The sequence below is a fragment of the Lachnoclostridium edouardi genome, assembly GCF_900240245.1.
Taxonomy (GTDB): Bacteria; Bacillota; Clostridia; order Lachnospirales; family Lachnospiraceae; genus Lachnoclostridium_A; species Lachnoclostridium_A edouardi.
In genome coordinates, this window is the sequence record NZ_OESQ01000001.1 from 504,540 (window position 1) to 529,642 (window position 25,103).

At 42.0% G+C, this 25,103-nt stretch carries 27 protein-coding genes; 4 read left to right on the top strand and 23 right to left on the bottom strand.

Annotation, left to right across the window (positions count from 1 at the left end; all coding sequences use genetic code 11):
• Window positions 1–34: 34 nt before the first annotated feature.
• Window positions 35–1,903: an ABC transporter ATP-binding protein gene (locus tag C1A07_RS02300; protein WP_101875670.1), complete on the bottom strand. Its 1,869-nt coding sequence runs from the start codon at window positions 1,901–1,903 to the stop codon at window positions 35–37.
• Window positions 1,903–3,639 (bottom strand): ABC transporter ATP-binding protein, encoded by a 1,737-nt coding sequence (locus C1A07_RS02305; RefSeq protein WP_101875671.1) that lies wholly within the window; start codon window positions 3,637–3,639, stop codon window positions 1,903–1,905. The genes C1A07_RS02300 and C1A07_RS02305 overlap by 1 nt, the downstream gene beginning before the upstream one ends.
• 177 nt (window positions 3,640–3,816) lie before the next feature.
• On the opposite strand from C1A07_RS02305, the gene C1A07_RS02310 reads away from it, so the two are divergent.
• Complete coding sequence (locus C1A07_RS02310; RefSeq protein ID WP_101875672.1) at window positions 3,817–4,728, top strand: LysR family transcriptional regulator; 912 nt, start codon at window positions 3,817–3,819, stop codon at window positions 4,726–4,728.
• Here C1A07_RS02310 and C1A07_RS02315 read toward each other — a convergent pair.
• Genes C1A07_RS02315 through C1A07_RS02340 form a run of 5 tightly spaced genes read right to left on the bottom strand, consistent with a single transcriptional unit; the run spans window position 4,673 to window position 10,536 of the window.
• On the bottom strand, window positions 4,673–5,524 hold the full coding sequence (locus C1A07_RS02315; protein ID WP_101875673.1) for a TrmH family RNA methyltransferase: 852 nt from the start codon (window positions 5,522–5,524) through the stop codon (window positions 4,673–4,675). The genes C1A07_RS02310 and C1A07_RS02315 overlap by 56 nt on opposite strands.
• Complete coding sequence (locus C1A07_RS02320) at window positions 5,517–6,467, bottom strand: STM4011 family radical SAM protein (RefSeq protein ID WP_101875674.1); 951 nt, start codon at window positions 6,465–6,467, stop codon at window positions 5,517–5,519. The genes C1A07_RS02315 and C1A07_RS02320 overlap by 8 nt, the downstream gene beginning before the upstream one ends.
• Entirely contained in the window at window positions 6,464–8,650 is a 2,187-nt protein-coding gene (locus tag C1A07_RS16610; RefSeq protein ID WP_330399391.1) for an STM4012 family radical SAM protein, read from the bottom strand. Before C1A07_RS16610 ends, C1A07_RS02320 begins: the two co-directional genes overlap by 4 nt.
• A gap of 18 nt (window positions 8,651–8,668) precedes the next feature.
• A complete protein-coding gene (locus tag C1A07_RS02335; protein ID WP_101875675.1) occupies window positions 8,669–9,673 on the bottom strand; it encodes an STM4014 family protein in 1,005 nt (334 codons plus the stop codon).
• Entirely contained in the window at window positions 9,673–10,536 is an 864-nt protein-coding gene (locus C1A07_RS02340; RefSeq protein WP_101875676.1) for an STM4015 family protein, read from the bottom strand. Before C1A07_RS02340 ends, C1A07_RS02335 begins: the two co-directional genes overlap by 1 nt.
• A 175-nt stretch (window positions 10,537–10,711) precedes the next feature.
• On the opposite strand from C1A07_RS02340, the gene C1A07_RS02345 reads away from it, so the two are divergent.
• Together C1A07_RS02345 and C1A07_RS02350 are read left to right on the top strand one after the other, a co-directional pair.
• Window positions 10,712–11,014, top strand: coding sequence for a type II toxin-antitoxin system Phd/YefM family antitoxin (locus tag C1A07_RS02345; RefSeq protein ID WP_101875677.1), 303 nt, complete (start codon window positions 10,712–10,714; stop codon window positions 11,012–11,014).
• A complete protein-coding gene (locus C1A07_RS02350; protein ID WP_101875678.1) occupies window positions 10,993–11,313 on the top strand; it encodes a type II toxin-antitoxin system RelE/ParE family toxin in 321 nt (106 codons plus the stop codon). Before C1A07_RS02345 ends, C1A07_RS02350 begins: the two co-directional genes overlap by 22 nt.
• Window positions 11,314–11,380: 67 nt before the next feature.
• On the opposite strand, the gene purD is transcribed toward C1A07_RS02350, so the two are convergent.
• The 15 genes from purD to C1A07_RS02420 form a co-directional block, all read right to left on the bottom strand.
• Window positions 11,381–12,655 carry a phosphoribosylamine--glycine ligase gene (purD, locus tag C1A07_RS02355; protein WP_101875679.1) on the bottom strand — a complete coding sequence of 425 codons (1,275 nt, stop codon included), beginning with the start codon at window positions 12,653–12,655 and terminating at the stop codon, window positions 11,381–11,383.
• 9 nt (window positions 12,656–12,664) lie between these two features.
• The gene (gene purN / locus C1A07_RS02360) at window positions 12,665–13,252 is read right to left on the bottom strand and encodes a phosphoribosylglycinamide formyltransferase (protein ID WP_101875680.1); all 588 of its coding nucleotides are present in this window, start codon (window positions 13,250–13,252) and stop codon (window positions 12,665–12,667) included.
• Window positions 13,246–14,277, bottom strand: coding sequence for a phosphoribosylformylglycinamidine cyclo-ligase (gene purM, locus C1A07_RS02365; protein WP_101875681.1), 1,032 nt, complete (start codon window positions 14,275–14,277; stop codon window positions 13,246–13,248). Before purM ends, purN begins: the two co-directional genes overlap by 7 nt.
• An 83-nt stretch (window positions 14,278–14,360) precedes the next feature.
• Window positions 14,361–14,879, bottom strand: a complete 519-nt coding sequence (gene purE, locus C1A07_RS02370; RefSeq protein WP_101875682.1) for a 5-(carboxyamino)imidazole ribonucleotide mutase — start codon at window positions 14,877–14,879, stop codon at window positions 14,361–14,363.
• 135 nt (window positions 14,880–15,014) lie between these two features.
• Window positions 15,015–17,117: an aminopeptidase gene (locus C1A07_RS02375; protein ID WP_180952157.1), complete on the bottom strand. Its 2,103-nt coding sequence runs from the start codon at window positions 17,115–17,117 to the stop codon at window positions 15,015–15,017.
• Between the two features lie 4 nt (window positions 17,118–17,121).
• A complete protein-coding gene (locus tag C1A07_RS02380; protein WP_101875683.1) occupies window positions 17,122–17,445 on the bottom strand; it encodes a hypothetical protein in 324 nt (107 codons plus the stop codon).
• Window positions 17,429–17,908 carry a VanZ family protein gene (locus C1A07_RS02385; protein WP_101875684.1) on the bottom strand — a complete coding sequence of 160 codons (480 nt, stop codon included), beginning with the start codon at window positions 17,906–17,908 and terminating at the stop codon, window positions 17,429–17,431. Before C1A07_RS02385 ends, C1A07_RS02380 begins: the two co-directional genes overlap by 17 nt.
• Window positions 17,909–17,926: 18 nt before the next feature.
• Entirely contained in the window at window positions 17,927–18,076 is a 150-nt protein-coding gene (locus C1A07_RS16130) for a hypothetical protein (protein WP_180952158.1), read from the bottom strand.
• A 9-nt stretch (window positions 18,077–18,085) separates the two neighbouring features.
• On the bottom strand, window positions 18,086–18,760 hold the full coding sequence (gene pyrE / locus C1A07_RS02390) for an orotate phosphoribosyltransferase (protein WP_101875685.1): 675 nt from the start codon (window positions 18,758–18,760) through the stop codon (window positions 18,086–18,088).
• A gap of 22 nt (window positions 18,761–18,782) precedes the next feature.
• Window positions 18,783–19,685: a dihydroorotate dehydrogenase gene (locus C1A07_RS02395; protein ID WP_101875686.1), complete on the bottom strand. Its 903-nt coding sequence runs from the start codon at window positions 19,683–19,685 to the stop codon at window positions 18,783–18,785.
• Window positions 19,685–20,449 carry a dihydroorotate dehydrogenase electron transfer subunit gene (locus tag C1A07_RS02400; RefSeq protein ID WP_101875687.1) on the bottom strand — a complete coding sequence of 255 codons (765 nt, stop codon included), beginning with the start codon at window positions 20,447–20,449 and terminating at the stop codon, window positions 19,685–19,687. Before C1A07_RS02400 ends, C1A07_RS02395 begins: the two co-directional genes overlap by 1 nt.
• A 9-nt stretch (window positions 20,450–20,458) precedes the next feature.
• A complete protein-coding gene (gene pyrF, locus C1A07_RS02405; protein WP_101875688.1) occupies window positions 20,459–21,376 on the bottom strand; it encodes an orotidine-5'-phosphate decarboxylase in 918 nt (305 codons plus the stop codon).
• Window positions 21,377–21,527: 151 nt separating this feature from the next.
• The gene (locus C1A07_RS02410) at window positions 21,528–22,295 is read right to left on the bottom strand and encodes a nitroreductase family protein (protein WP_101875689.1); all 768 of its coding nucleotides are present in this window, start codon (window positions 22,293–22,295) and stop codon (window positions 21,528–21,530) included.
• 53 nt (window positions 22,296–22,348) lie between these two features.
• Complete coding sequence (locus C1A07_RS02415) at window positions 22,349–23,041, bottom strand: LrgB family protein (protein ID WP_101875690.1); 693 nt, start codon at window positions 23,039–23,041, stop codon at window positions 22,349–22,351.
• Complete coding sequence (locus tag C1A07_RS02420) at window positions 23,038–23,406, bottom strand: CidA/LrgA family protein (protein ID WP_101875691.1); 369 nt, start codon at window positions 23,404–23,406, stop codon at window positions 23,038–23,040. Before C1A07_RS02420 ends, C1A07_RS02415 begins: the two co-directional genes overlap by 4 nt.
• A 140-nt stretch (window positions 23,407–23,546) precedes the next feature.
• Here C1A07_RS02420 and C1A07_RS02425 point away from each other — a divergent pair, with 140 nt between their 5' ends.
• Complete coding sequence (locus tag C1A07_RS02425) at window positions 23,547–24,380, top strand: GNAT family N-acetyltransferase (RefSeq protein WP_101875692.1); 834 nt, start codon at window positions 23,547–23,549, stop codon at window positions 24,378–24,380.
• Window positions 24,381–24,392: 12 nt separating this feature from the next.
• Here the strand turns inward: C1A07_RS02425 and C1A07_RS02430 are convergent, their stop codons facing one another.
• Window positions 24,393–25,100 carry a GTP pyrophosphokinase gene (locus tag C1A07_RS02430; protein WP_101875693.1) on the bottom strand — a complete coding sequence of 236 codons (708 nt, stop codon included), beginning with the start codon at window positions 25,098–25,100 and terminating at the stop codon, window positions 24,393–24,395.
• Window positions 25,101–25,103 lie beyond the last annotated feature (3 nt).

The following is a 25,103-nucleotide window of genomic DNA, read 5'->3' on the forward strand; positions in this document are numbered from 1 at the left end:
ACTAGAAAGTATTTTATTGTGCAACAAATATCTATTACTCCAACTCAAAGGCGCCTGTATATAAGCTATAATAAACCCCCTGCTTTTTAATCAGCTGATCGTGGGTGCCTTTTTCAATAATATTTCCTGAATCCAGCACCATAATAGCGTCTGAGTTTCTCACTGTAGATAATCTGTGAGCAATGACAAAGGTAGTTCTGCCCTTCATCAGATTATCCATTCCCTGCTGAACAAGGCCCTCTGTTCTGGTATCAATGGAGGAGGTGGCCTCGTCTAAAATCATAACAGGCGGATCTGCAACAGCTGCCCTGGCAATAGAAATTAACTGCCGCTGACCCTGGGAAAGACTGGCGCCGTTTTGAGTCAGCATAGTGTTATATCCTTCCGGCAAATAGCGGATAAACTGGTCTGCATTTGACAGCTTGGCAGCCGCTATACATTCCTCGTCTGTGGCCTCTAAATTTCCATATCGAATATTTTCCATAATTGTTCCTGTAAATAAGTTTACATCCTGCAGTACAATTCCAAGAGAATGTCTTAAATCCGGCTTTTTAATTTTATTAATATTAATGCCGTCATAGCGGATCTTTCCGTCAGCTAAATCATAAAAACGGTTAATCAGATTTGTAATTGTTGTTTTTCCGGCTCCTGTCGCCCCTACAAATGCAATCTTCTGCCCTGAGGTGGCATTCAGCACAATGTGATGCAGCACCAGCTTTTCCTTTGTATATCCAAAATCCACATCGCAAAATTCAATTTCTCCCTTTAATGGAGTGTAAGTAAGGGTTCCGTCTCCATGAGGATGCTTCCATGCCCAAACGCCAGTTTTTTCCTTTGTTTCCACAGCAATATTATTCTCATATTTCACCCGGACTAAAGTAACGTACCCCTTATCCTCCTCTGGTTCTTCATCAATTAATTCAAAAATTCTCTCTGCTCCTGCCAAAGCCATGGCCATTAAACTGATTTGCTGCGCAATCTGAGATACAGGCATACAAAATGTTTTTGAAAGATTTAAAAACGCAATAATCATACCTACAGTAACTGCCCCAAATCCTTTTATGGCCATATATCCGCCTATTAAAGCAATTAATACATACTGTAGATTACCTAACTGCATAATAGAAGGCATCAAAATATTTCCGTATTTATTGGCCAATGTGGAAGCTTCACATAATTTACTGTTGTTTACATCAAAGCCCTGTTTGGCCTTCTCTTCATGGCAGAATACCTTAATTACCTTCTGGCCGTTTATCATTTCTTCAATATATCCTGTAACTGCTCCCAAGGTTTCCTGCTGTTTAATAAAATACTTTGCGCTGGCGCCTCCGATTTTCTTTGTAGTCAGGGCCATTAAAAGTGTAAATATAATTACTACGACAGTAAGAGGCACATTGCTGGCAATCATAGAAACCAATATAGCTATAATGGTGACAACTGCTGAAATAAACTGGGGAAGGGCCTGGGAAATAAATTGCCTTAAAGTATCTGTATCATTTGTATAATGGCTCATAATGTCCCCGTGAGTATGAGTGTCAAAATATCCGATAGGAAGCTTCTGCATACATGCAAACATATCATCCCTGATCTCTTTTAATGTTCCCTGAGATATTTTTACCATAAGCCGGTTGTAGGCAAAGGTGGACAAAACACCAACAATATAAATACAGCCCATAAAAATAATGGTGTGCAAAAGACCTGTAAAAACAGGTGTTTCTTCTAATAAAAATGGCGTAATATAGTTGTCTATTAAAACCTCCAGGAAAAGAGAGCTGGCAACAACTGTACAGGAGCTGACCAGAATACAAACCACAACTATACTGAAAATTAATTTATGCTTCAGAATAATATAGGACAGCAGGCGGCTGCAGACCTTGCCCATATTCGTTTTCTTTTTCTCCATTACTTCTCCTCTCCTTTCGTCTGAGACTGATAAATCTCTTTATAAATTTCATTGCTTTCCAATAGCTCCTCATGGGTTCCGTAGCCGTTAATTTCCCCCTTATCCAACACCAGAATATGATCTGCATCCTGCACTGAGGAAATTCTTTGAGCAATAATGATTTTCGTAGTCTCAGGAATTTCTTCCCGAAAGGCTTTTCGTATCATTGCATCTGTTTTTGTATCCACCGCGCTTGTAGAATCATCTAAAATTAAAATCTTAGGCTTTTTCAGCAGCGCTCTGGCAATACAAAGACGCTGTTTCTGGCCTCCGGATACATTTGTGCCCCCCTGTTCAATATAAGTATCATATTGATCCGGGAAGGTTCTGATAAAAGGATCTGCCTGAGCCAGTTTACAGGCATGAACAATCTCTTTCTCCGTGGCATTTTCATTTCCCCACCGCAGATTCTCTTTAATAGTTCCGGAAAACAGCTCGTTTTTCTGCAGTACCATTGCCACGTTATTTCTAAGAGTAAATAAATCATAATCCTTTACGTTCTTTCCGCCAACTATCACCTTTCCCTCTGTAACGTCATACAGTCGTGGAATCAGCTGCACCAGAGAACTTTTTCCGCTTCCTGTACTGCCGATAATGCCAAGGGTGGAGCCGGAGGGAATGTGCAAAGATATGTGGGATAAACACTCCTTCTGTTTCTCATCAAAATAGCTGAATCCAACCTGATCAAAAATAACTTCTCCATTCTGCATTTCGTATACAGGGGCCTCCCCGCTTTTTAAGGAGCTTTCCTCATCTAAAATCTCTATAATTCGCTCTGCGGAAGCTCTTGCCATGTTTATCATTACAAATACCTGAGACAGCATCATCAGGCAGTTGAGAATATTCATTGCATATGCAATTAAGCTGGACAGCTCTCCTGTGGTCATTGCTGTCTCGTGGGTCAGCACAATAGCCTTTGCTCCAAACCAGCAGAAAAATAAAAGGCAGCCGTAAACTGCAAACTGCATAAGAGGCATGTTGTAAGCTACAATTCCCTCCGCTGTAGTAAAGGTGTGAAAAATTCTTTTAGATACTCCCCTGAATTTCTTAACTTCAAAATCTTCACGGACAAAAGATTTTACTACACGAATTCCAGTAAGATTTTCTTGTACCACGCCATTTAATTCATCATAAATGTGAAATACTTTCTCAAAATAAGGATGTGAACGGCTGACAATCAGATAAAGGCCAGCTCCCAGAATAGGGATTGCTGCAAGAAATACAAGAGATAGGCTTCTGCTTATCATAAATGAAGCAATCAGTGAAAATACAAGCATAATTGGGGCCCGCACAGCCACGCGAATTATCATCATGTATGCATTTTGCACGTTGGTAACATCTGTTGTCAATCTGGTTACAATACTTGAGGTGGAAAATTTGTCAATATTGGCAAAGGAATATCCCTGAATTTTGTAGTACATATCCTGCCTTAAATTTTGTGCAAATCCAGCTGAGGCCACCGCGCAAAAACCTCCCGACAGCACGCCGCATACCATACCCAGAATTACACATACAATTAAAATCGCTCCCCATTTTCCTAAAACCTGGGAATTTCCCTGTGAAATTCCTTTGTCAATCATAATAGCCATAATCATAGGTATGAAAATTTCCAACAGCACCTCAAATAAAACAAAAACAGGCGTTAAAATAGATGCTTTTTTGTATTCCCTAATAGAAAGGGCTAATTTTCTAATCATTTTCTACTTTCCTTTCCGTTAGTCATATGGTTTTCTAACAATGGGAATTTTACCACCATAACGTGAAAATGGGAATTTAATATAAATTAACAGCGTTAAATAAAAGTTAATGTTGAACTTCTTCTGCAAACCGGCTATACTTACTACGACTGTAGAGAACATAAGGAGAATTTATATATGAATACCCAACAATTAGAATGCTTTCTGCACGTGGCAGATAAGCTGAATTTTACAAAGGCTGCAGAAGAATTATATATTTCCACTCCTGCTGTCACCCATCATATTAAAAATCTGGAGGAAGAATTAAATACCACCTTATTTATCAGAACACCTAAAATGGTAAAATTAACTGAAACGGGAAAATTGTTTTACAGCGAAGCCAAAAGCATACTGGAAAAAATAGCTTTGGCGGAAAAAAAGATAAAAAAATTGGCAAGCCAAAAGCTTGCCGTTTTAAGAATTGGCTGCTCCAGCCAATCTGAACTAGATTTCTTAGAAAATGCCTTAACAAGGATAAGGGAAGAATTTCCTGCAGTTTATCCTCAAATTATTGTCCAGGACTATTTTGCACTAAAGTCCTTGTTTGACAATAATCATCTGGATGTTTTAATCGGCACAAGGGAAATGGTAGCTGAAGCTCATAATTATATTTTTAAAAAGGCAGTAAATATTTCCAGCTTTGCCATTGTATCCCCCAAATCCCCGTTGGCGGAGAAAAACCAAATTAGTTATAAAGATTTATTCAATATAACCTTGATTACCATGCATCCCCGGTGCATTCCTTTTCAGTACGGAAATAAGCTGCAGGAATTTATTACTCTTCACGGTCAAAAGCATTTGCAGATTTTATGTGAAAATGATCAGTCCGCCATTCTTTTTGCAAAATGTAATTATGGCGTGGCCATTTTGCCTGAAATTTATATACCATCTTATATAGAAGATATTGTTATACTGCCGTTTGCAGAAAAACAGACGGCTATAGAATACGGAATTGCTTATCATAAAAATTTACAGGACATTTATATTAAACAATTTATAAAATATTTTTCGGAAGGTTCCTTTCCCTTCTTAATTCCCAAAAAGCAATAGAGGCAGCCCCTGATACATTCAGGGAATCTACATTTTCCGCCATTGGTATTTTCACTGTATAATCGCAGGATGCAATAGTTTCAGAGGCCAGCCCGTCCCCCTCTGTTCCCAGAACAATAGCCAGCTTTTCTTCCATTTTTAACGCCGGATGGTCTATACTTACTGAATTATTCGTCAAAGCCATAGCAGCTGTTTTAAAACCTGATTTCTTTAAAATTTCCATGGCCGAGTTAGGCCATTCTTCATCTTTTTTATTAAAAAACGTCCATGGAATCTGAAAAACCGTTCCCATGCTGACTCTGGATGCCCGCCGGTATAAAGGATCGCTGCAGCCAGGCGTTAAAATCACTCCGTCTATACCTAATGCCGCCGCGGCCCTGAAAATAGAACCTACATTCGTAGGATTCATAACATTTTCCAACACTGCAATCCGGACGGCCCCATCACATATACTGCCAATCCCGGGCAAGCTGCGCCTTCTCATGGCGCACAGGGCTCCTCTTGTAAGCTTAAAGCCAGTCAGCTGTGTTAAAATATTAAATTCGCCTGTATACACAGGAATATCCCTGCATCTTCTGATTAAATCAGAGGCCTCCCCCTCCACATGCTTTTTCTCTAACAGCAGGGAAATGGGCTGATATCCCCCGTCCAAAGCTCTTTCAATCACTTTTGGACTTTCTGCAATAAATATTCCGTTGTCCGGTTCATAGCAGTGAAACAGCTGGCTTTCTGAAAGCCTGGCGTACACATCTAATTCCGGAGCTGCAAAATCTGTTATTTCAATAATTTTAGCCATTTCCTATGAAACCTCCTTCTCCCCCATTCCCCACAATCGTCTGATCTGTATCTAAGCATATTGCTGCAGGATAATTTAAAATCCGGAAGGCAGGGTATGGATAAAACCACATATTTTCCTCCCTGTCCAAGCGATTGCAGTAGGCCAAAAAACATTTGCAGGCGCCTGACATACTGCCAGGGTTTTTACAGCTGCTTCCAAATTCATTATCGTAAAGATTCCCTAAGCTGTTTTTACTTAGATTACAGGGCGTTACCTTGCCGTCTGCCTCCACAAACCAAGAATTTTTACAGTTCTCACATGCTGCAGCAGGATAGGAAAGCTCTGAATGGAAAAATGGGTCTATTTCCTCCAGGGCCTTTTTTTCCTGGCTGGTATACTGTCTTTTTAAACCGGCCATTCTGTTAATCCAAAAGTAAATCTCCGGCGGCAGTTCTCTTCTCAAAGCCTTAATATCCTGAATATTTTCAGGATTTCCCACAGCGCCTATACAGTGCTTAACCCCTCTGTCTCTCAAGCTTTGACTTTGCTTTAGAAAGTCTTCCTTCCCTGTCATAGCAGGGTGATAGGTGCACCAAAGCCTTAGTTTTTCCACATTTCCCTGGTTTTCACTAAATTTAGATATCATTTTCTCTACGGGAAAGCTTAAATTTGTCTGACATCCCACTGCGTCGCAGCAAGACAAACAGCTTAATTTTGCCATAGCCTCCCAGTAAAAGTCATGGATCAATGCCTCCCCATAGGGAACAATCTGCACTGCAAATCTTTCTCCCTTTGTCTCCTCCAGCTTCCCTATTCTATCTATAAATCGAAATAAAGCTTCCCTGTCTTTCATCAGCTGTCTTTCAGACATTTTTTTCTTAGAAAAGGGACAATAGCTGCAGGCGTAATTACAGGATTTTAAATATCCCCGATAATAAACCTGAAGCCCCTGAGTCTTCATAAATCCGTCTCCTTCCAGGCCGCCATTTTTGCCGTCACATCTTCAGACTGAAGCATAGGCCCTAAATAATCTGACAAGCAAAAGCCTTCTTCTGTTAATCCTAAGTATCCGCCGGACCTTTTTACATACCCTGCCTTGACCCAGCTGTTTAGGATTTCAAAATCCTCCTCCGGAGTTTTCTTGTAAAGACCATAATATTCTTCTAAACAAATTCCCCGGAAAAACAGCAGATTCTTAATTACAAAGCGGCGCTTTTCCTCCTGGGGAGACAGAAAGATGCCGTTTGTAATAGCCCCGTAATCCTGTTCCTTTATAAATCTTTCTAAAATATTTCTGCACCCTCTGGCTGACACGCCGTAGGGAGTGCAGAAGTGAAGATTTCCTAAATAGCTTCTTCCTCCGCAGCCTAAAGATAAAGTATTTCCAAAGCCACAGGAGGACAAAATCTCCTCCTTCATGTAATCGCCTCGGACAAAACGCCGCATAGAGCAGGGCACATATCCTTTTTCCCTTAAATACGCTCTCCCCCGCTTGTACAATTCCATAGTGTTTTCAGGATGTTTAACCTTCTGCCCCGCCAAATATGTTCCTTCCTTAATATAGAGGGGGTAAAGAAATATTTCCTCCGGCCTCCAATATAAAGCCTCATCAATAGAGGCCAGAAAACTTTTTTCTGTCTGCCCTGGAATCCCATATATTAAATCTAAATTTAAACAGGAAAATCCTGCTTCCCTGATCCACTTTGCAGCCTTTCTGGCCTGCTCCGGACTGTGTCTTCTGTTTAAAGCCTGAAGTTCACTGGAAAAAAAGCTTTGTACTCCCATGCTGACTCTGGTGGTCCCGTACTTCTTCAGCACTGCCAGCTTTTCCGGCGAAGTCTGGTTAGGGGAGGTTTCTACAATTACCTGCCAGGGCTTTTCCATATTCTTTTTATAAGCTCCTGCTTCTTCTCCAATTGTAAACATTCTCTCTAGCTGGCTTTCTGTAAGAATCAAAGGCGTGCCTCCTCCTACAGTAAAATCCTGAAAGGAAAATCTGGAAGCTTTATAACCCTGAACCTGCCGCTCTACAGCGTCCAAATACTGATCCCCCAGGCCTTCTAAAACCCCTGATACAGAAAATAAATTACAGTACCCGCATTTTGTCTCACAAAATGGGATGTGAATATAAAGGCTGTTATCCTTTCCCATTAGCCTGTGGCAATAATCCTCAAACCGCACATTTTCCAGAGGCCTGTAGGCCGTCTTGTGGGGATAGCTGTACATATACTGGGTGTAATAATTTATCTTTGCACCCTCCTTGACACTCCCGTCCTTATGTGGACGGGCCGGCAAGAAAAAATGTTTATAAGGCACTGTGTTAACTACCGGGTGGTTGATTCCATGAAAAACAACTCCGTCCTCCCCGTAACAGCTTCCGTGGTCAGAGCAGCAAATAACAAATGTAGAGCTTCGCCTCTCAAAAGCTTCAAATAAACGTTTTAATTCTTTGTCCACGTAGCGGAGAGCCGCCCGATGGCTTACTAAGCTGTCATGCTTTTCCCCTTCAGCATAAAAATAATTCGGGTAATGTATGGCGTCAATATTAATATACATAAATACCCGTTTTTCTTCAGGCGCCTGCCCCAGCTTTTTTATGGCAAAATCAATTTGATTCTTCGCACTGTCTTTTACCCCGCAGCCAAAAGATGGATTCCAGTAGCTGTGCATAAAGTAGGAAGGAAGAACCTTTCCAATATCAGACCGTTTATCAAAAAACGCTACGCCTCCAATACAATAAGTTTCATATCCTTCCTTTTCCAGCCCCTGTATAAAGGTTGGCCCCTCAAAAGCAAACGCCCCTGGCGGCGTCTGCCTGCCCATGCCAATATTTTTTGGAAAAAACAGCATATCCCTGTCCATCATAGATTTGGCATCCCAATCACAGGGCAGAAATCCGGCAAACATGGCCTGGTGAGACGGATATGTAAAATTTCCCGCCGCCTGACACTTCTTCCACGGCCCATACTGGTTCAGCACTGGCGTTCCCCCCAGCCGTTCTTCTTCTAAAGCAGCGTCAAATCTTAATGTGTCCAGACAGACAAATAATATATCCTGCTTTCCCACCACCTGATCCATAAAAACTTTTTGTTCTCTCCTCTTCTCTTTCCCGGCTGCAAATATTTCTTCTGGTATTTGTTCCATTTTATGATCCTCCCCGCCTTACATTTTCTGACCGGCCATCCACTTTATCTGCTGTTTATAAATTCTGTTTTCATTAAAAATGTCCTGATAAATTAAATCTCCCTGTCCGTTCATCTCAATCACTTTAGGATTCCTGCCCTGCTTATCCAGAAGTATATCAATTCCAGCCATAGAAAGCCCTGGGTAAAGTCTCATAGCCTGACTGCACACCTGCCTGATGCTTTCCATGGTTTCCTCTGAAAGTCCCAGCTCTTTTACTTTAAGCGCGCAGTTATTCAGCTGCAGATTAGTAATAGGCCCCTTGGACCTGCGCGCCACCAGAAACTGTCTTTCTCCAAACTGCCATACAGCCCGCAGATCATACTTCATTCCTTGGTACACTGCCTTCGGCGCCCACTGCTCCGCCATAGCGCCGCCGGCAATTACCTGGCGGAGAATCTCCTCAATTTCTTTCCTGTCTTCCAGCCGTCTTAACTGCTTTGTGTTGGTCAAAGAACCATTTTCCAAAAAAGCGGAAGTATAAGCCAGCTGCAAAAACCCTCCTGTTCTGTCTTTTCTCCTTTGGTAAGCCACCACCCCTGCTGCCCCAGATCCAAAAACAGGCTTTACAAAAACTCCCGTCATTCGTCTATCTTCCATTTTTTCCTGAAGCTCTTTTAAGCTGCCGATTTTTTCTGACAGCATTTTAGTTGCCGCCACATGATGTTCCTCCAGCCTTTTCTTGCAGGAAGCCTTGTTTAACACTGCCCAAATACTTTCAGGCTCATTTAAAAATTTGACTCCTGTAACCAAAGAAAGCCTGGCCAGCTGACTTCTGTACTGAGAAATCAACTGGTCAAGCGCCATAATATCGCTGTCCTTAAAAGGCATAGGATCTAGTTTTATAATACTTCCCTCCAGCTCTTTATCTGCCGGCAGCCGCCTCCAGTCCAGAAATGAAACTTTCACTCCCAGCTCCTGCGCAGCCTTTAAAAAGTACTCTGTTCTCCGGCTTCCCAAAGTTCCAATTAATACAATCTTCATTATTCTGTCAAAAGAGGATCTCTGTAAATCTCCCCGCCGTATTCGTCCGGCTGGTTCTGGTCCTCCACATGAACCTCCAGGGGAAGCTTTTTCAGCTTTTCCATCATTTCATCAGAAAGATAATGGTAATGAAGATCTAAACTTTTCATGCCTGGAAACTCCGGAATTTTGTCGCAAAGCAGCTGACCGCCTTCATCTGTCAGGCTTCCCATAGAAAACTCCGCCTGTTCCAGCTGCGGCATGTACTTGCTTTCCAGCACAGCCTTCACTACCTGGTCCTGAATTTCACTGTCTACAATTCCCAGAATTTTAAGCTTAGGAAAATCTGAGTCCCTAAGAAGGGCTTCCACATCTGAAATATCCCCGTCAAAACCGTAATTCTCCACGCCTAAATAAAGCACTAAACGCTCCAGAGAGGGCAGATCTGCATTTTTAATACTTTCCAGCACAGATTTTGGAAGACCTCCGCAGATAATTTCCAAAGACTTTAAATTTTTATGGGAAACTTTTCCCAAATCCAAATCTGTACTTCCCTTTATAGTCAGCTTTTCCAACTGAGGCAAAGCGCTGTAAAGAGGTTCATAATTTCCCTGAATAATCCAGGAAACCTCGCATTCCTCGTAATCCATATCGCCTACAAATAAGCTTTTAATATGGCTGAAGCTTTCCCTATTTGCCACAATATCTTCAATAATCCTGGCTGCTCCGCCTCCATCCCAGCAGTCTCCCCAGGACCCAATAATAATCTCCTCCAGAGAATCCAGCTCTGAATCTGCCAGAATATCTGCCACCATAGTTTCCGCAGACTTATGATTGTCCTCATAATCTTCATATGTATAGGAAAATGTTTTGCTCTTGTACATCTGGTACCCTCCTTTTGCACAATTGATTCAGTTACAATTTATGAATTCATTCTACCACATACAGAAAGGAGTTTCTACTACTGAATCCCTATCTTTTTATAGAAAATCAAGCTGTACATCATAGTCATTACATGATATAATATGACTACATTATTTATGGGCCAGGAGGAAGAATATGCAAACATTACAGGAAACCATTAGACCATCAGCAGATTTGAGAAATCATTATAGTGAGATTTCAAAGCAATGCCGTGAGAATAATGAGGCGGTCATTATAACAGTAAAAGGTAGAGGTGATACAGTTTCTTTAGGGTATGGAGAATATCAGAGAATGAAATCTCGTATTGAGCTGTTAGAGCTTCTGGCTGAAGCACAGGATGATATAGACAATGGCAGAATTGCACCAATGAAAGATACATTTGATGACATCCGAAATATTCTGAAAGGCGGACAATCATGGGGCAGTACAAAATTATAAGAACTGATACAGCAGATGCAGGCCTCAGAAAAATTATTTTATCTATAGCAGAAAACTTTGGAACAGAAACTGCTGTAAAAAAGCTGGATGATATTGAAAGACAGATTTCACTTTTGTCAGATCATCCCTATATGGGAATGGACCCAAAATATATGGTTTTACGCAGACAAAAATTTAAAGTGCTTATTTTAGAAAAAAATCTTGTATTTTATAAAATCAACGAGGCCAAGAGGCTTGTAACAGTGTATGCTATTGTTGATCAGAGACAGGATTATGTTCATATTGTCAGGGGAATCTAAATCTTTTTCAAGTAAAAAAGCGCCAAAACCTATCTCCTATTTCCGGAAATCAGTTTTGGCGCTTTTATTAAGCCTCGTCAATGGCTTTTCCAATATCATTTCTCATATATTTATTTTCAAAGTGAATCCACTGTACAGCATTGTAAGCGTTTTCTCTGGCCTTTTTCAAGTCCTCCCCTAAAGCAGTTACTCCCAGAACTCGTCCGCCGTTTGTCACAATCCTGCCTGCTTCGTCAAACTTTGTGCCTGCATGGAATACAAAATATCCTGACTTATTCTCAAAATTTTCAAAGCCAGTAATAGGATATCCCTTCTCATAATGCTCCGGATATCCGTCTGAAGCCAGCACCACGCACACTGCCGCATTGTGGTCAAATTCCAGCTGTATCTGGTCCAGTTTCCCGTCCACACAAGCCTCAAATACTTCTACAATATCATTTTTCATTCTAGGCAGCACTACCTGAGTTTCAGGATCTCCAAATCTGGCGTTATATTCCAGCACCTTAGGTCCTTCTTCTGTAAGCATCAGCCCAAAGAAAATAATTCCCTTAAAAGGACGTCCCTCTGCCTTCATTGCGTCTACAGTTCTTTGATAAATATTTTCTCTGCAGAACTCATCTACTTGTTTTGTATAAAACGGACTTGGAGAAAATGTGCCCATTCCTCCTGTATTCAGGCCTTGATCTCCATCCTTTGCTCTTTTGTGGTCCTGGGAGGAGGTCATAATGCGGATAGTGTTTCCATCTACAAATGACAGTACGGAAACTTCCCTTCCCACCATAAACTCTTCAATTACAATTTCATCGCCTGCAGAGCCGAATTGTTTATCCAGCATAAGGGTTTTTACCCCTTCTTTTGCTTCCTCTAAAGTATTGCAGATCAGCACTCCCTTTCCCAGGGCAAGTCCGTCAGCTTTAAGGACAATCGGCATTTTTGCAGTTTCCAGGTAAGCCAGCGCCTCCTCAGGGGAGGTGAAATTTTCATATGCAGCAGTTGGAATATTATACTTCTTCATCAAATCCTTAGAAAAAGCCTTGGATCCCTCCAGAATCGCCGCATTTTTTCTGGGGCCGAACACTTTCAGGCCCTGACTTTCAAATATATCTACAACTCCGCCTACTAAAGGGTCATCCATGCCTACTACTGTCAGATCAATTTCCTTTTCCTTAGCAAACGCAGCCAGTTTTTCAAACTCCATTGCCCCTATATTTACGCACTCGGCATACTGGGAAATACCTGCGTTTCCGGGAGCGCAGTAAATTTTATCTACCTTTGGACTCTGCGCTACTTTCCAGGCAATAGCATGTTCTCTTCCGCCGCTTCCAATAATTAATACCTTCATATCCGCCTCCTATTGGTTTGCAATCATTTGAATCGCCTGAGGCAGAATTACCCATTCTGCCTGCTCCATCACACGTCTTTGAAGTATCTCAGGGGTATCTTTATCCAGCACCTCAACTGCTTTTTGAAGAATAATCGGACCAGAATCCACTCCCTCGTCCACATAGTGAACAGTAGCTCCTGTTATCTTTACTCCTCTTTTTAAGGCCGCTTCATGCACCTTCAGCCCATAATACCCAACCCCGCAGAAGGAAGGGATCAGTGAAGGATGAATATTAATAATCTTATTTCTATATTCTTTAATCATTTCTTCAGGAATGGTTACTAAAAATCCGGCCAGCACAATTAAGTCCAGATGATATTCATTTACCTTATCCAAAAATGCCTGATTAAAAGCAGCTCTGTCAGAATAAGACTTAGGGGACAGGCACACTGCCTCAATATTATGGGCCTTTGCCCGCTCTAAAGCATAAGCCCCAGGATTATTGCTGATTACGACCTCCACCTTGGCATTTGTTATCCTGCCCTGATCTATTGCATCTAAAATCGCCTGAAGATTCGTGCCTCCGCCTGAAACCATTACACCGATTCTCAGCATAATGTCACTCCTTTTTCGCCTTCTTCCACTGCGCCGATTACATATGGAGTTTCGTCGGCAGCTTTAATCCCTTCCACTGCTTTTTCCACATCTGCAGGATCTACTGCTACAATCATGCCGATTCCCATATTGTAGGTATTATACATCATTTCTTCTTCAATCTGCCCCTTTTCTGCCATCAGACGGAAAATCGGAGGCACCTGATAGCTGTCTTTTTTAATGACAGCCCTTGTTCCCTCTTTCATCATACGAGGAACATTTTCATAGAAGCCGCCGCCTGTAATGTGGCTGCAGGCTTTAATCCTCACCCCTGCGTCCTTAATGGATTTAAGAGCTTTTACATAAATTTTTGTAGGAGCAATTAAGGCCTCTCCCAAAGTAGCGCCCAGCTCCTCATAATATGTATTAAGGCCCTCTTTTGTCATTTCCTTTTCAAATACCTTTCTTACAAGGGAAAATCCGTTGCTGTGAACGCCTGAGGAAGCCATTCCAATTAAAACGTCCCCAGCCTTTAAATCTTTTCCTGTAATCAGGTCCTTTTCATCTACAACGCCTACAGAAAATCCGGCTAAATCGTATTCATCCTCTGGATAAAAGCCAGGCATCTCCGCCGTCTCCCCGCCGATTAAGGCAGCTCCTGCCTGTTTGCAGCCTTCCGCCACACCGCCTACAATATCAGCGATTTTCTCAGGAAAATTTTTGCCGCAGGCAATATAATCCAGGAAAAATAATGGTTCTCCGCCTGCACATGCAATATCGTTTACACACATAGCTACACAGTCGATTCCCACTGTATTGTGCTTGTCCATAATAAACGCCAATTTCAGCTTTGTTCCCACTCCGTCTGTTCCGGATACTAAGGTTGGTTTCTCCATATCTTTAAATGCCGCCATGGAAAATGCTCCGGAAAATCCTCCGATGCCTCCTAAAACTTCAGGTCTCATAGTGGCCTGCACATGCTTTTTCATTAATTCAACTGACTTGTAACCTGCTTCAATATCTACTCCGGCTTTCTTGTAATCCATTGTTCATCCTCCAATTTTTCCATGTAAACTTACATCCAGAATCAGGCATCCGCCTGATTATTTACGGCGCTTTTCTTCCTGAATTACTTTTTCATCTGCTCCAGATATGCCTTATATCCTATTTCATCCAGCTTCTCAGCCTTTTTCACAACATCATTTTTCATTTCTTCAGAATAATTTTTCAGCTTCTCTAATATCTCTCCATCTGATGTGGCCAGAATCTTAGCCGCTAAAATACCTGCGTTTGCCCCGCCGTTAATCGCTACTGTTGCAACAGGAATTCCAGAGGGCATCTGCACGATAGAGTACAGAGAATCAACGCCTCCCAAGTCAGAGGTTTTCATAGGAATGCCGATTACAGGCATTGGGAATAACGCCGCGCACATTCCAGGCAGATGAGCTGCCTTTCCGGCTCCGGCAATAATCACCTTAAAACCTTTACTTTCAGCAGATTTTGCATATTCAAAAAATACATCCGGCTCTCTGTGTGCAGAAATAACAGTCATTTCAAAATCAATTCCCAGCTTCTCCAAAATTGCCGCCGCCTGTGCCATTACAGGCATATCAGAATCACTTCCCATAACAATACCAACTTTTGCCATAGTATTCTCTCCTTTTCTTCTATTAGTTATTAATATTTTTTATAAATGTTTGAAATTGTTTTAAACTTACTTATTAATAATGATACAAGGTTTTTACTTTTTAGTCAATATACGTTTTTACAAAAAATAACATAACTAGCTATTCTTTTCTAAACCGGCAAAGGGCCTGTTTAACTCCTCCAGCCCCTCTGCCGCAAATCTGCCTTCTAAAATCACAGGAAGCTTTTCTCCGGAGCTTGTAACTGCATAAATAGAATCCAGCTCCCTATAGGGAATCGTAATATCTGTGTGGCAGCTGAAATAAGCTTTTCCAGGGTCCTCCTTCCTTAACAGAGAAATTTCATTATCCCTGGCAATTACTTCTTTTCCATTAGGATTATATACCGGAGAATCCTCGGCCCAGCTGTAGCATGTATCTCCCACGGCAAAATGGGGGCCCATTTTCTCCACAATTAAAATAGGCAGTTTTTCAATAATCCTAAATTTTTCAGCCATAGCATAAGCCACAGTATTAGTCCCTACTGCAAACTCTCCCATAGGCAGCAAATTGTGGTTTTTCATAATAACCTGACGTATCAGGCCTTTATTTTCCTCAGGGTCAGAAAAGTTTTCACAGAAATAATCAGTTACCATTCCGTCCTTAAAAACCAGCTTCAGATTTTTAAACATAATGTCGCCAATATAAACGCTGCTAACGTGCAGAGTTCCATTTGTGCCTTTTAAAACAGGGGAGGTAAACACTTCCCCTAAAGGAATATTTACATCAGCCACACAATTTTCAAAATTAGTTTCCCTGTCAGGATTTTGAATCTGGTGGAGAGCCACTGTAATATTTGTACAGTTTTCCCCTCTTCCCTTAATTTCCACCTCCTTGGCCTGGTCTAAAATATCAATGATTTTCTGCTGAATCACTTTATATTTTTCATAATCTAAAGTATTAATTTCAATGGTTTCCTTAAAGATTTCCTTAAAATCTTTTCCGATTTCAGGCACAGGAAAAGCAATAATTGTAAAGCTGGTTTCGTCTCCAGGCACATAATTCTGACTGATTCTCGCAGACTCCCCGGCCATGGCCACTGAAAGCTTTTCCTGCTTTTCAGTAAACTTTAAAGCTTCCTTTTTATTTACAGGAACAAATTCCTTCTGTCCAAAAGTCTCCACCACCGCAGGGCCTGCATACTTTTTCGCCAAGTCCTTATACTTTTCATAGGCCACCTTAATCATATCCAGCTTCCTGTCCTTAAATGCCTTATTTAAGAAAATGCTGCTGTCAAATCTGTGGTCATAAACGTACTGCTTGTTAGGGCCCAAGCTAAAGTATCCTGCGTTTCTCCCCGGATTTTTATTAACTGCGCTTACTGGGCTTCTGTATAAAATCACTTTTAAGCCTAATGCTTCAAAATTCTCTATGGCTTTTTTTATCATTCTCTCAAAACCCAGCTCATAGCGAATCACTACTGTTTCCTTTTTAGAAAGGTCGCGGCCCATAACTTCAAAGCCTTTTCTGTATCCTTCTGTATATGTGTCCGCCATTTTGTCAATGGTTTCCTGGGGAAGGCTTCCTAAAAACTCTGCTGTTTTAAGCTCCTGGTCTGAAATATATTCTCCAAAATAATATAAATACCTGATGTCTGAAAAGTCCGCTTCCCTGATAATATCTGTTGCAAATGACAGGGAGGGGTCCAGACATTCCCTGATTCTGTAAACTACTGTCTGGTCGCAGTAATCACTAATATGCCAGTATAAAGCTTCCTTAATATCCTGAACAGAGGGCAGACGTTTTTCCCAGGCCGCCATAGTAAATAAGCTGTAAACCTCCAAAAACAGCTCGTTATACGCCGCCATATCTTTTAATCTTCCCTCGTAGGCATAAACAATTTCCCCTCTCAGCTCTGCATATAAAAATGACAGCAGCTGGCCATAGCCCTCTCCCAGCCGCTCTGCTGCAAAAGCCGGGTTTCCATAGCTATTTTCATAGTTTGCAGGCAAAATATCCTGGTAAAGAATCTGATTTCTTTTTTCCAGCTCATTAAAAGTTTTATCCCCTGGCTTTTCAAGCTCCAGTTCATTAAAAAGATCTCCCAACATAACAAGAAATCCTGCCACCTTTTGAAAATATTTACAAAAAGGCGCAGGAATTTCCTCCTCTGTCCGAATTTCTCTGATTCTGCTCATTGACAGCCAAAAGCGCTCTGACGCGCTTTCATTTTCTTCTTTCATTAATTTTCTGTAATCCACGTTTTCACCTCATAATTCCTGCAATAATCATACAAATCCAGAAAAGGACCCAAATACCTCCCAGCACTGCTCCTATTTTAGCCAGAATATAATTTTTTTCCTTTTCCAGAAAAGATCCCCAGCAGTACCAAAGGCCGAACAGGCTGACTACAAAACTGCACAGGCCAAAAGCTCCGGCGTTTAATCCGGCCTTCCCCTGGTAATAAATTCCTAAAATAATACCTGCAAGTCCCAGAATTGTAGCCGCCACGCACAGCCCTAAAGCCATATAGCTTCTTTTGGCTATAGGCTTTTTAATATAGGAAACTTTATTATTTCGCACTTTCATAATGTTTCCTCCTTCTGATTCTTATGGTCTGAACAATTCTGTAGCATATATATCCAATCAAACCGCCTAGAGTATTTAAAAACAGGTCGTCTACGTCAAAACTGCCTACCTTCCATATCAGCTGAACAGTTTCTATAGACAAACTGAGACAGAAGCACAAAAGCACTGTGTTGTACCATCGCCTGCTCCTTCTGCTGACAACCGGGAGGAAAAATCCTCCCGGCATAAAACCAATAACATTTCCAAAAATATTCAGGAAAAATGCTTTCATCCCCAGCTGCTCTCTGTAAATATAAAATCTGCGGATTTCTTTAAACAGCTCCAGATTATATGCATACTCATCCCTGGCCTCCGGCGACCTGCCAAAGGATTCGGCGAAAAACATTAAATATACAAGAAGAATCAAATAAAGAATCAGCAAAACCCAGCCTAATTTCTGTTTCTTCGTCGTATTTCTGATCATAAAAGCTCCGCTTCTGCTTTAAAATGTAATTTCAGATTTCCGGCGAAGAAGCACAGCGCCGCTGATAATCGCCATTACCCCCACTGCTGCACCTGCCGCCAGTATTACTGAGCCGATTACAATGTTGCATACACCTACATTTCTCATTGTTTTATATATTTTTTCCATGAAACACTCCTATTTTACGCCATATTGCTCATAATATGCGCTAATTGCAGCCATCAGGCTGTCGTCAATAATAACTTTACCTTTGTACGCTCTATTGTAAAGGTGTTCCACTACTTCCGCCATAGTTACAATAGCAGTTGTCTTAAATCCAAAGTTTTCCTGGATTTCTGTAAGAGCGGATTTTTCTCCCTGTCCCCGCTCCATTCTGTCCACAGAAACCACAAGTCCCATCACATCCACATTTCCCTGAGCGCGGATAATAGGCAAAGTTTCATTAATGGATGTTCCGGCAGTAGTAACGTCCTCAATAATCACTACCTTATCCCCGTCGCTAATAGGACTTCCTAAAAGAATTCCCTTATCTCCGTGGTCCTTTACTTCTTTTCTGTTAGAGCAGTATTTAATATCTGCATCGTAGTGTTCGCTGAGAGCCATACTAGTAGCTACAGTTAAAGGAATTCCCTTATATGCAGGCCCAAACAGCACGTCAAAATCTGTTCCAAAGGTGCCTGCAATCGCCTTTGCATAATACTCTCCCAGCTTTCTCAGCTGAGCGCCTGTGCGGTAAAATCCTGTGTTTACAAAAAACGGGGTCCTTCTTCCGCTTTTTGTCACAAAATCGCCAAACTTCAGCACCTGACAGTCAATCATAAATTCAATAAATTCCTGCTTGTATTGTTCCATTTTATTATCCTCAGCTTTCCGTCTATTTTACAGCACCGATCAGGTCCTGAATATCTTCTGTATTATATTTTCTCATGTAATCTTCAATTCCCTTTACAATCTCCTCAGTAACATAAGGATTGTGGAAATTAGCTGTTCCCACAGAAACAGCCGTGGCTCCCGCCAAAATAAACTCAATGGCGTCCTCAGCCGTCATAATTCCCCCCATGCCGATTATTGGAAGTTTAACCGCATTTGCCACCTGATATACCATGCGCACAGCCACAGGCTTAATTGCAGGCCCTGACATGCCTCCTGTTTTGTTGGCAATGGCAAAGCTTCTTTTATGAATATCTATTTTCATGCCTGTAATCGTATTAATCAGGGACAAAATATCGGCTCCTCCCGCCTCTGCAGCCTTAGCCATCTCCACAATATCTGTCACATTAGGGCTAAGCTTCATAATAATAGGCTGGGCGGCGTGTTTCTTCACCTCTTTTGTAATTGCCTCTAAAGCTTTCGGCTCCTGTCCAAAGGCAATTCCCCCCTCTTTTACATTAGGGCAGGACACATTTATTTCTAAAAGAGCTGCCTTTGTGTCAGACAATCGTTCTACTACGTCAATATAATCCTCTGTAGTTTTGCCGCACACATTTACAATAATCTTTGTATCAAACTGCTCCAGATAAGGCATATCTCTTTCTAAGAAAACGTGGATTCCAGGATTCTGCAGGCCAATGGCATTCATCATCCCGCCGTAAACCTCTGCAATTCTGGGAGTTGGGTTTCCCGACCAGGGCACATTTGCCACGCCTTTTGTCACAACTGCTCCCAGCTTATTTAAATCCACCATTTCCCCATATTCCATACCAGAGCCAAAGGTGCCTGAAGCTGTCATTACAGGGTTTTTAAGTTCCACTCCTGCCAAGTTTACTTTTGTATTCATCACAGCTCTACCTCCTGTGCTGCAAAGACAGGTCCGTCCTTGCAGATTCTCTTATTGTGCACATGGGTGTGGTGATCCACCTCTTTTGATTTACAGACACATGCCAGACAGGCTCCGATTCCGCAGGCCATTTTTTCTTCCAGCGAAATGTAGCACTCTATTCCTTTTTCCTCTGCATATGCTTTAATGGCGCGAAGCATAGGAGTTGGACCGCAGGCGTAAATAATATCTGCCTCCAGGCCGTTTTCTCTGACAGCATCCAAAACATTGCCTTTTGTTCCTGCGCTTCCGTCCTCTGTGGCAACATAAACCTGACCGTAGGGAGCGAATTCCTCATTTAAAAATAATACGTCTCTGTATCCCAACACCATAGTTTTTTCACAGTCCAGATTTCTGGCCAGCTCTAGCATTGGAGGGATGCCGATTCCGCCGCCGATTAAAAATGCCTTTTTTTGTTTTAAAGGAAATCCGTTGCCTAAAGGCCCCATAATACTTACCTCTTCACCGGCCTTGTACTTGGAAAACTCTTCTGTTCCTCCCCCCACTACACGGTATACAATCCGCAGGCAGCCCTGGTCCTTCTCTACCTGGCAGATGCTGATAGGTCTTGGAAGCAGCTTGCTTTTATCCTTTGTATACACAGAAATAAACTGTCCCGGAACTACTTTTTCTGCAATCCCAGGGGCTTTCAGCCACATGCTGAACACATCCTCTGTCAGCTGTTCCTGGCTTTTCACTTCTGCCATGATTTTTACCTGTGCCATGATTCCCTCCTATAGTACCCTGCTAATATCTGCAACCATGTCAACAACTGCCTGTCTGGAGGCCTCTCCAAAGTGCTCCGGGCCAAACTTGTCGTAAGGAGCTTTCTTATAAGCTGCAATAATTCCTCTGGAGGAATTTACAATAGCTCCCAGTCCGTCCTCATTAAAGCAGTATTTTAAGTCCTCGGCAGTGCCTCCCTGCGCTCCGTATCCCGGAACCAGGAAATATGTATTAGGCATAAGCTTTCTCAGCACCCTGCTCATCTCCGGGTAAGTGGCGCCTACAACGGCTCCCACATTGCTGTAGTTTCCCTCCATCACTTCAGAGCCCCACGCAACCACCTTTTCTGCCACCAGCTGATATAAAGGCTTTCCGTCTATTAACTGATCCTGAAACTCTCCGCTGGATGGATTAGAGGTTTTCACCAGCACAAAAATGCCTTTATCGCTTTCCTTACATACATCCACAAAAGGCTTTACTCCGTCAGTTCCCAAATATGGGTTTACTGTAAGCATGTCTGTGTGAAAGCCTAACAGAGTTTTAGAGCCTACCTGAACAGTTCCCAAGTGACCTACAGCGTAAGCTGCAGATGTAGAGCCAATATCTCCTCTTTTTGCATCTCCAATTACAATTAAGCCCTTTTCCTGGCAGTAATCAACAGTCTTCTTATAAGCCATTAAGCCTTCGATGCCAAACTGCTCATACATGGCAATCTGAGGCTTTACAGCTGGAATTAAGTCATAAGTACAATCAATAATCTCTTTATTAAACTGCCAGATTGCCTCTGCAGCTCCCTCCAGAGTCTCTCCAAACTCACGGAAAGCCTTTGCTGTCACCTGCTCCGGAATATAGCCAAGCATTGGGTCCAGTCCTACGCAGACAGGAGCTTTTGTTTTTTCAATCTTCTGTATTAATTGGTTAATCATGGCAACCTCCTTGATTTTCTCAATGATTTTCTTTCGTTCATATTCTTTCCCATTCTAGCATATCTTCCCCCCTGTTTCAAGCCTTTAAAAAGTGTGCGCCTGGGGGGCATCAGAAGTTTCCTATGTATCAAAAAAGCCGGGAAGCTTTTGGCTATCCCAGCTTAACAGTACATATATAAGAGCCGCCCTTATACTTTTTCTCCTCCAGCTTTTTCTCAGTAATAATTTCCGTGGCAATCCACTGCTCCTCAGCAGCCAGCACAATATGAGCCAGCACGATTCCCATGTTGATCTCCCTTAATCTGGCTGAACCGGGAAACGGAATTTTATCTCCTCTGGCAAATAAATATATTTTATCTTTTTTTACTACCATACGCCATGGCTGAGAATTCAAGGACGAGGGGGCCAGCCTGGCGGCGTTTATAATCCATTTTACTTCTGCCGACGCCTCTTTTCCCTCTGGGAACAAACAAATATCAGTTAAGGAAAGCCTTTTCGCCAGCTCCTGTCCCCTGTACAGCTCTCCCTCCGCATATCCGAAGGCCATTACCATAATCTGCTCCATTCCCTCTACAGATAATTCCGCCGCGTGGCATCCTCCTAAGAAACAGCTGCCAAGACCTCTGGAAGTCATATAAAGAGAAATCTGCTCCAGCACATATCCGGCGTTTCTTTCATAGCCATATGCCTTTTCTGAATAAAAAATCAAATAGTAAGGGGCATGAACCTTCCACATCCCCTTTAATTTAGGGTCTGTATTCTTTCTGCAGACAATCTTAATTTCCGTCTTAATCTGTGATTCCGTCAATGATAATCTCTGTCCAAACAGCCTGATTGCCGCCAAAAGATTTTCCGGTATTTCTTTCTCTTCATATAACCGCACAGACTGCCTTTTTCTGATTGCCTCATATAGGTTCATTTCCTACCTCCTGATATAATAAGTTTAATTTCTACATGAAACAGCGAAAAGCCTTAAATCCAATTTGCTATAATAGGCACTACCGCCACAGTCAGCAGTCCTGCCACCGCTATAGATAAGCTGCTCATGGCTCCCTCAATTTCCCCTAATTCCAAAGCCTTTGAAGTACCTATAGCGTGAGCGCTGGTGCCTAAAGCCAGCCCTTTTGAAATAGGATGGCTGATTTTAAATATTTTAAAAATAAATTCTGCCAGCACGCTTCCTGTAATTCCGGTAATAACAATGCTTGCCACTGTTAAAGTTACGATTCCCCCCGCTTCCTCACTGACTCCCATACCGATGGCCGTGGTAATTGACTTGGGAAGAAGGGTCACATACTGAACATGGCCCAGGCGGAAAACTGCGCACAGTGAAAAAATACTGATTGCATTGGCCAGCACCCCTGACAAAATCCCTCCCGCCACTGCGGCGCTGTGTTTTTTCAGCAAATGAAGCTGTTTATACAAAGGGATCGCCAGACAGACTGTAGCGGGAGTTAAAAAGTAGCTGATGTATTTTGCTCCTGCATTATATTCTTCATATGAAATATTGGTAACTTTCAGCAGAGGAATAATAATCACAACTGCCACTAACAAAGGATTAAATATGGCCCACCCTGTTTTCTTCTTCAGCCATGCTCCTGCCTGAAATCCCAGTATACTCAGCACAAATCCAAAATACAGGGAACCTGCTAAAGCCTCTTTCATACTTCCGTCTCCTTATTTTTCATTTTTCTTTTAATAATCCACTCTGCCAGCAATCCTGTAACTGCCATTACAATAACTGTAGATATAAATGAAATAAAGACAAAGGGCAAAAGAATCCCCTTTAGTTCCCCAAAGCTTTCCATCAGTCCTACAGACACAGGCACAAACATTAAAGGCATAGTATCTAAAAGCCAATTTCCCGTATCGTCTACATGCTCTATTTTTACGATCCCTGTCAGCAAACCTGCCAAAAGCAGAAAAAGTCCGTACACACCTGCAGGAACAGGAAGAGGAAGGGTTTGATTTAAAAACTCGCCTGCCAGGGAAACGCCTAAAATCAGCGCAATTTCTTTTACATATTTCATTAGTATTCACTCCTCTCAAACTTCATCTATTCTAACACCAGATTTTCAGATGCACAATCAACAAATTTCTGAAATATGAATTGAATTGTACATATTTTTTGTATTATAATTCATAGAAATAAGAATACAAGGAGCCGACTATGAACATATATACATTTACTCAGCTGCCTGAAAAAGAAAAATTGCAGATTTCCCTTATTATGGAACAATGCCGTTCCTTACACGGCTTAACCCTCTCCTTTCCTTTTGAGGACGGAGATTTATTTCTCATATACAAATACGAAAATCAAGTCGTATCCGCCATGGCTTTCTGTGAGATGGAGGAAAATGTTTACGAATGCATGGCTATAACGGTGCCCTCCTTCAGACAAAAAGGCTGCTTTACCCGGCTTTTTGAAAAAGCAGAAACCCTCTTTCCAGACGGAGAATTTTCCTTTGTCACAGACGGTAGCTGTCCTGCTGCCAAAATGGCCATTGAAAGTCTGGGGGGACAATTTTGGTATGACGAGCACTTTATGTGCCTGAATTTAAGGGACTTCCAGCCGCCTCTTTCTCAAAATATTGTTAAGAATAAAACTATTCCGTCTTTATCTTTTCAAGTAAATATTTTAGATCAGGCGAACCTGGAGTTTTATGCATATATTATGCCCCTGCACAGTGATTTTAACGCTTCCTCTGGCTTTCAGAATCATAGAAAGCAGGCAGCCTCATGCCGCCTGTCTCTTTTAAACAACCAGGTTTACTTTTATGCTTTAGAGGTGCTTAGGCCATTCCGCCGCCAAGGTATTGGTCAAGCTCTTTTAAATTATGTTCTCGTCCTGCTTTCCACCCAGAACTCAGAAGCTCTTCCTGCCTTATTTCTATCCTGGGATTCTGTGTCTCTTCAGGTATCGGGGGACAATGTGCCGGCTTTGGCCTTATATAAAAAGACAGGATTTCGTGTAACTGAAACCCTGTCCTACTACATCTGCTGAACTTTGACTGTCTTATTTTCTCACGGTAATCCCCCGCGCCTCTATTCTCTGGCGGATCTCCAGCATTTTGTTGTCCGTCTGAGAAATAATGTCGGCGCATTGCCGCAGATCCTGTTCAATCTCGCCTGATTCCCCTAAATCCTTTTTATATTTCAGCTGGTGATCCAGGCTGGCCCAAAAGTCCATAGCAATGGTGCGAATCTGCACCTCCACCCGCATAGGCCTTTTGCTGTCTGAGAAAAACACAGGAATTTCAATGATCATATGATAACTGCGGTAGCCGTTAGGCTTTGGATTTTTAATGTAATCCTTTACTGCAATTACCCGAATATCATCCTGGCGCACCAACATATCTGCCACAGCATAAATATCATCTACAAAGGAACAGATTACTCTGATGCCTGCCACATCATCCAGACAGTTAATCATATTTTCCAGCGAAACCTCCAAACCTTTTCTCTGGAGCTTTTCCACAATGCTCATAGGCTTTTTCACCCTGGACTTAATCAGCTCAATAGGGTTCCTGGAGTTTCTCACCGACAAATCGTCGTTTAAAACCTCCAGTTTGGTTTTCACCTCCCTGATGGCGCATGTATACATCATCATAGCTTTTTGAAATTGACGGGCCTCGCTTATAAGTCTTTCCGGCACCTGAGCAATATCCGGCACGCTGACAATAGATTGTTCCAGTTCACTGTTAGGATTCATACTGATATTCATAAA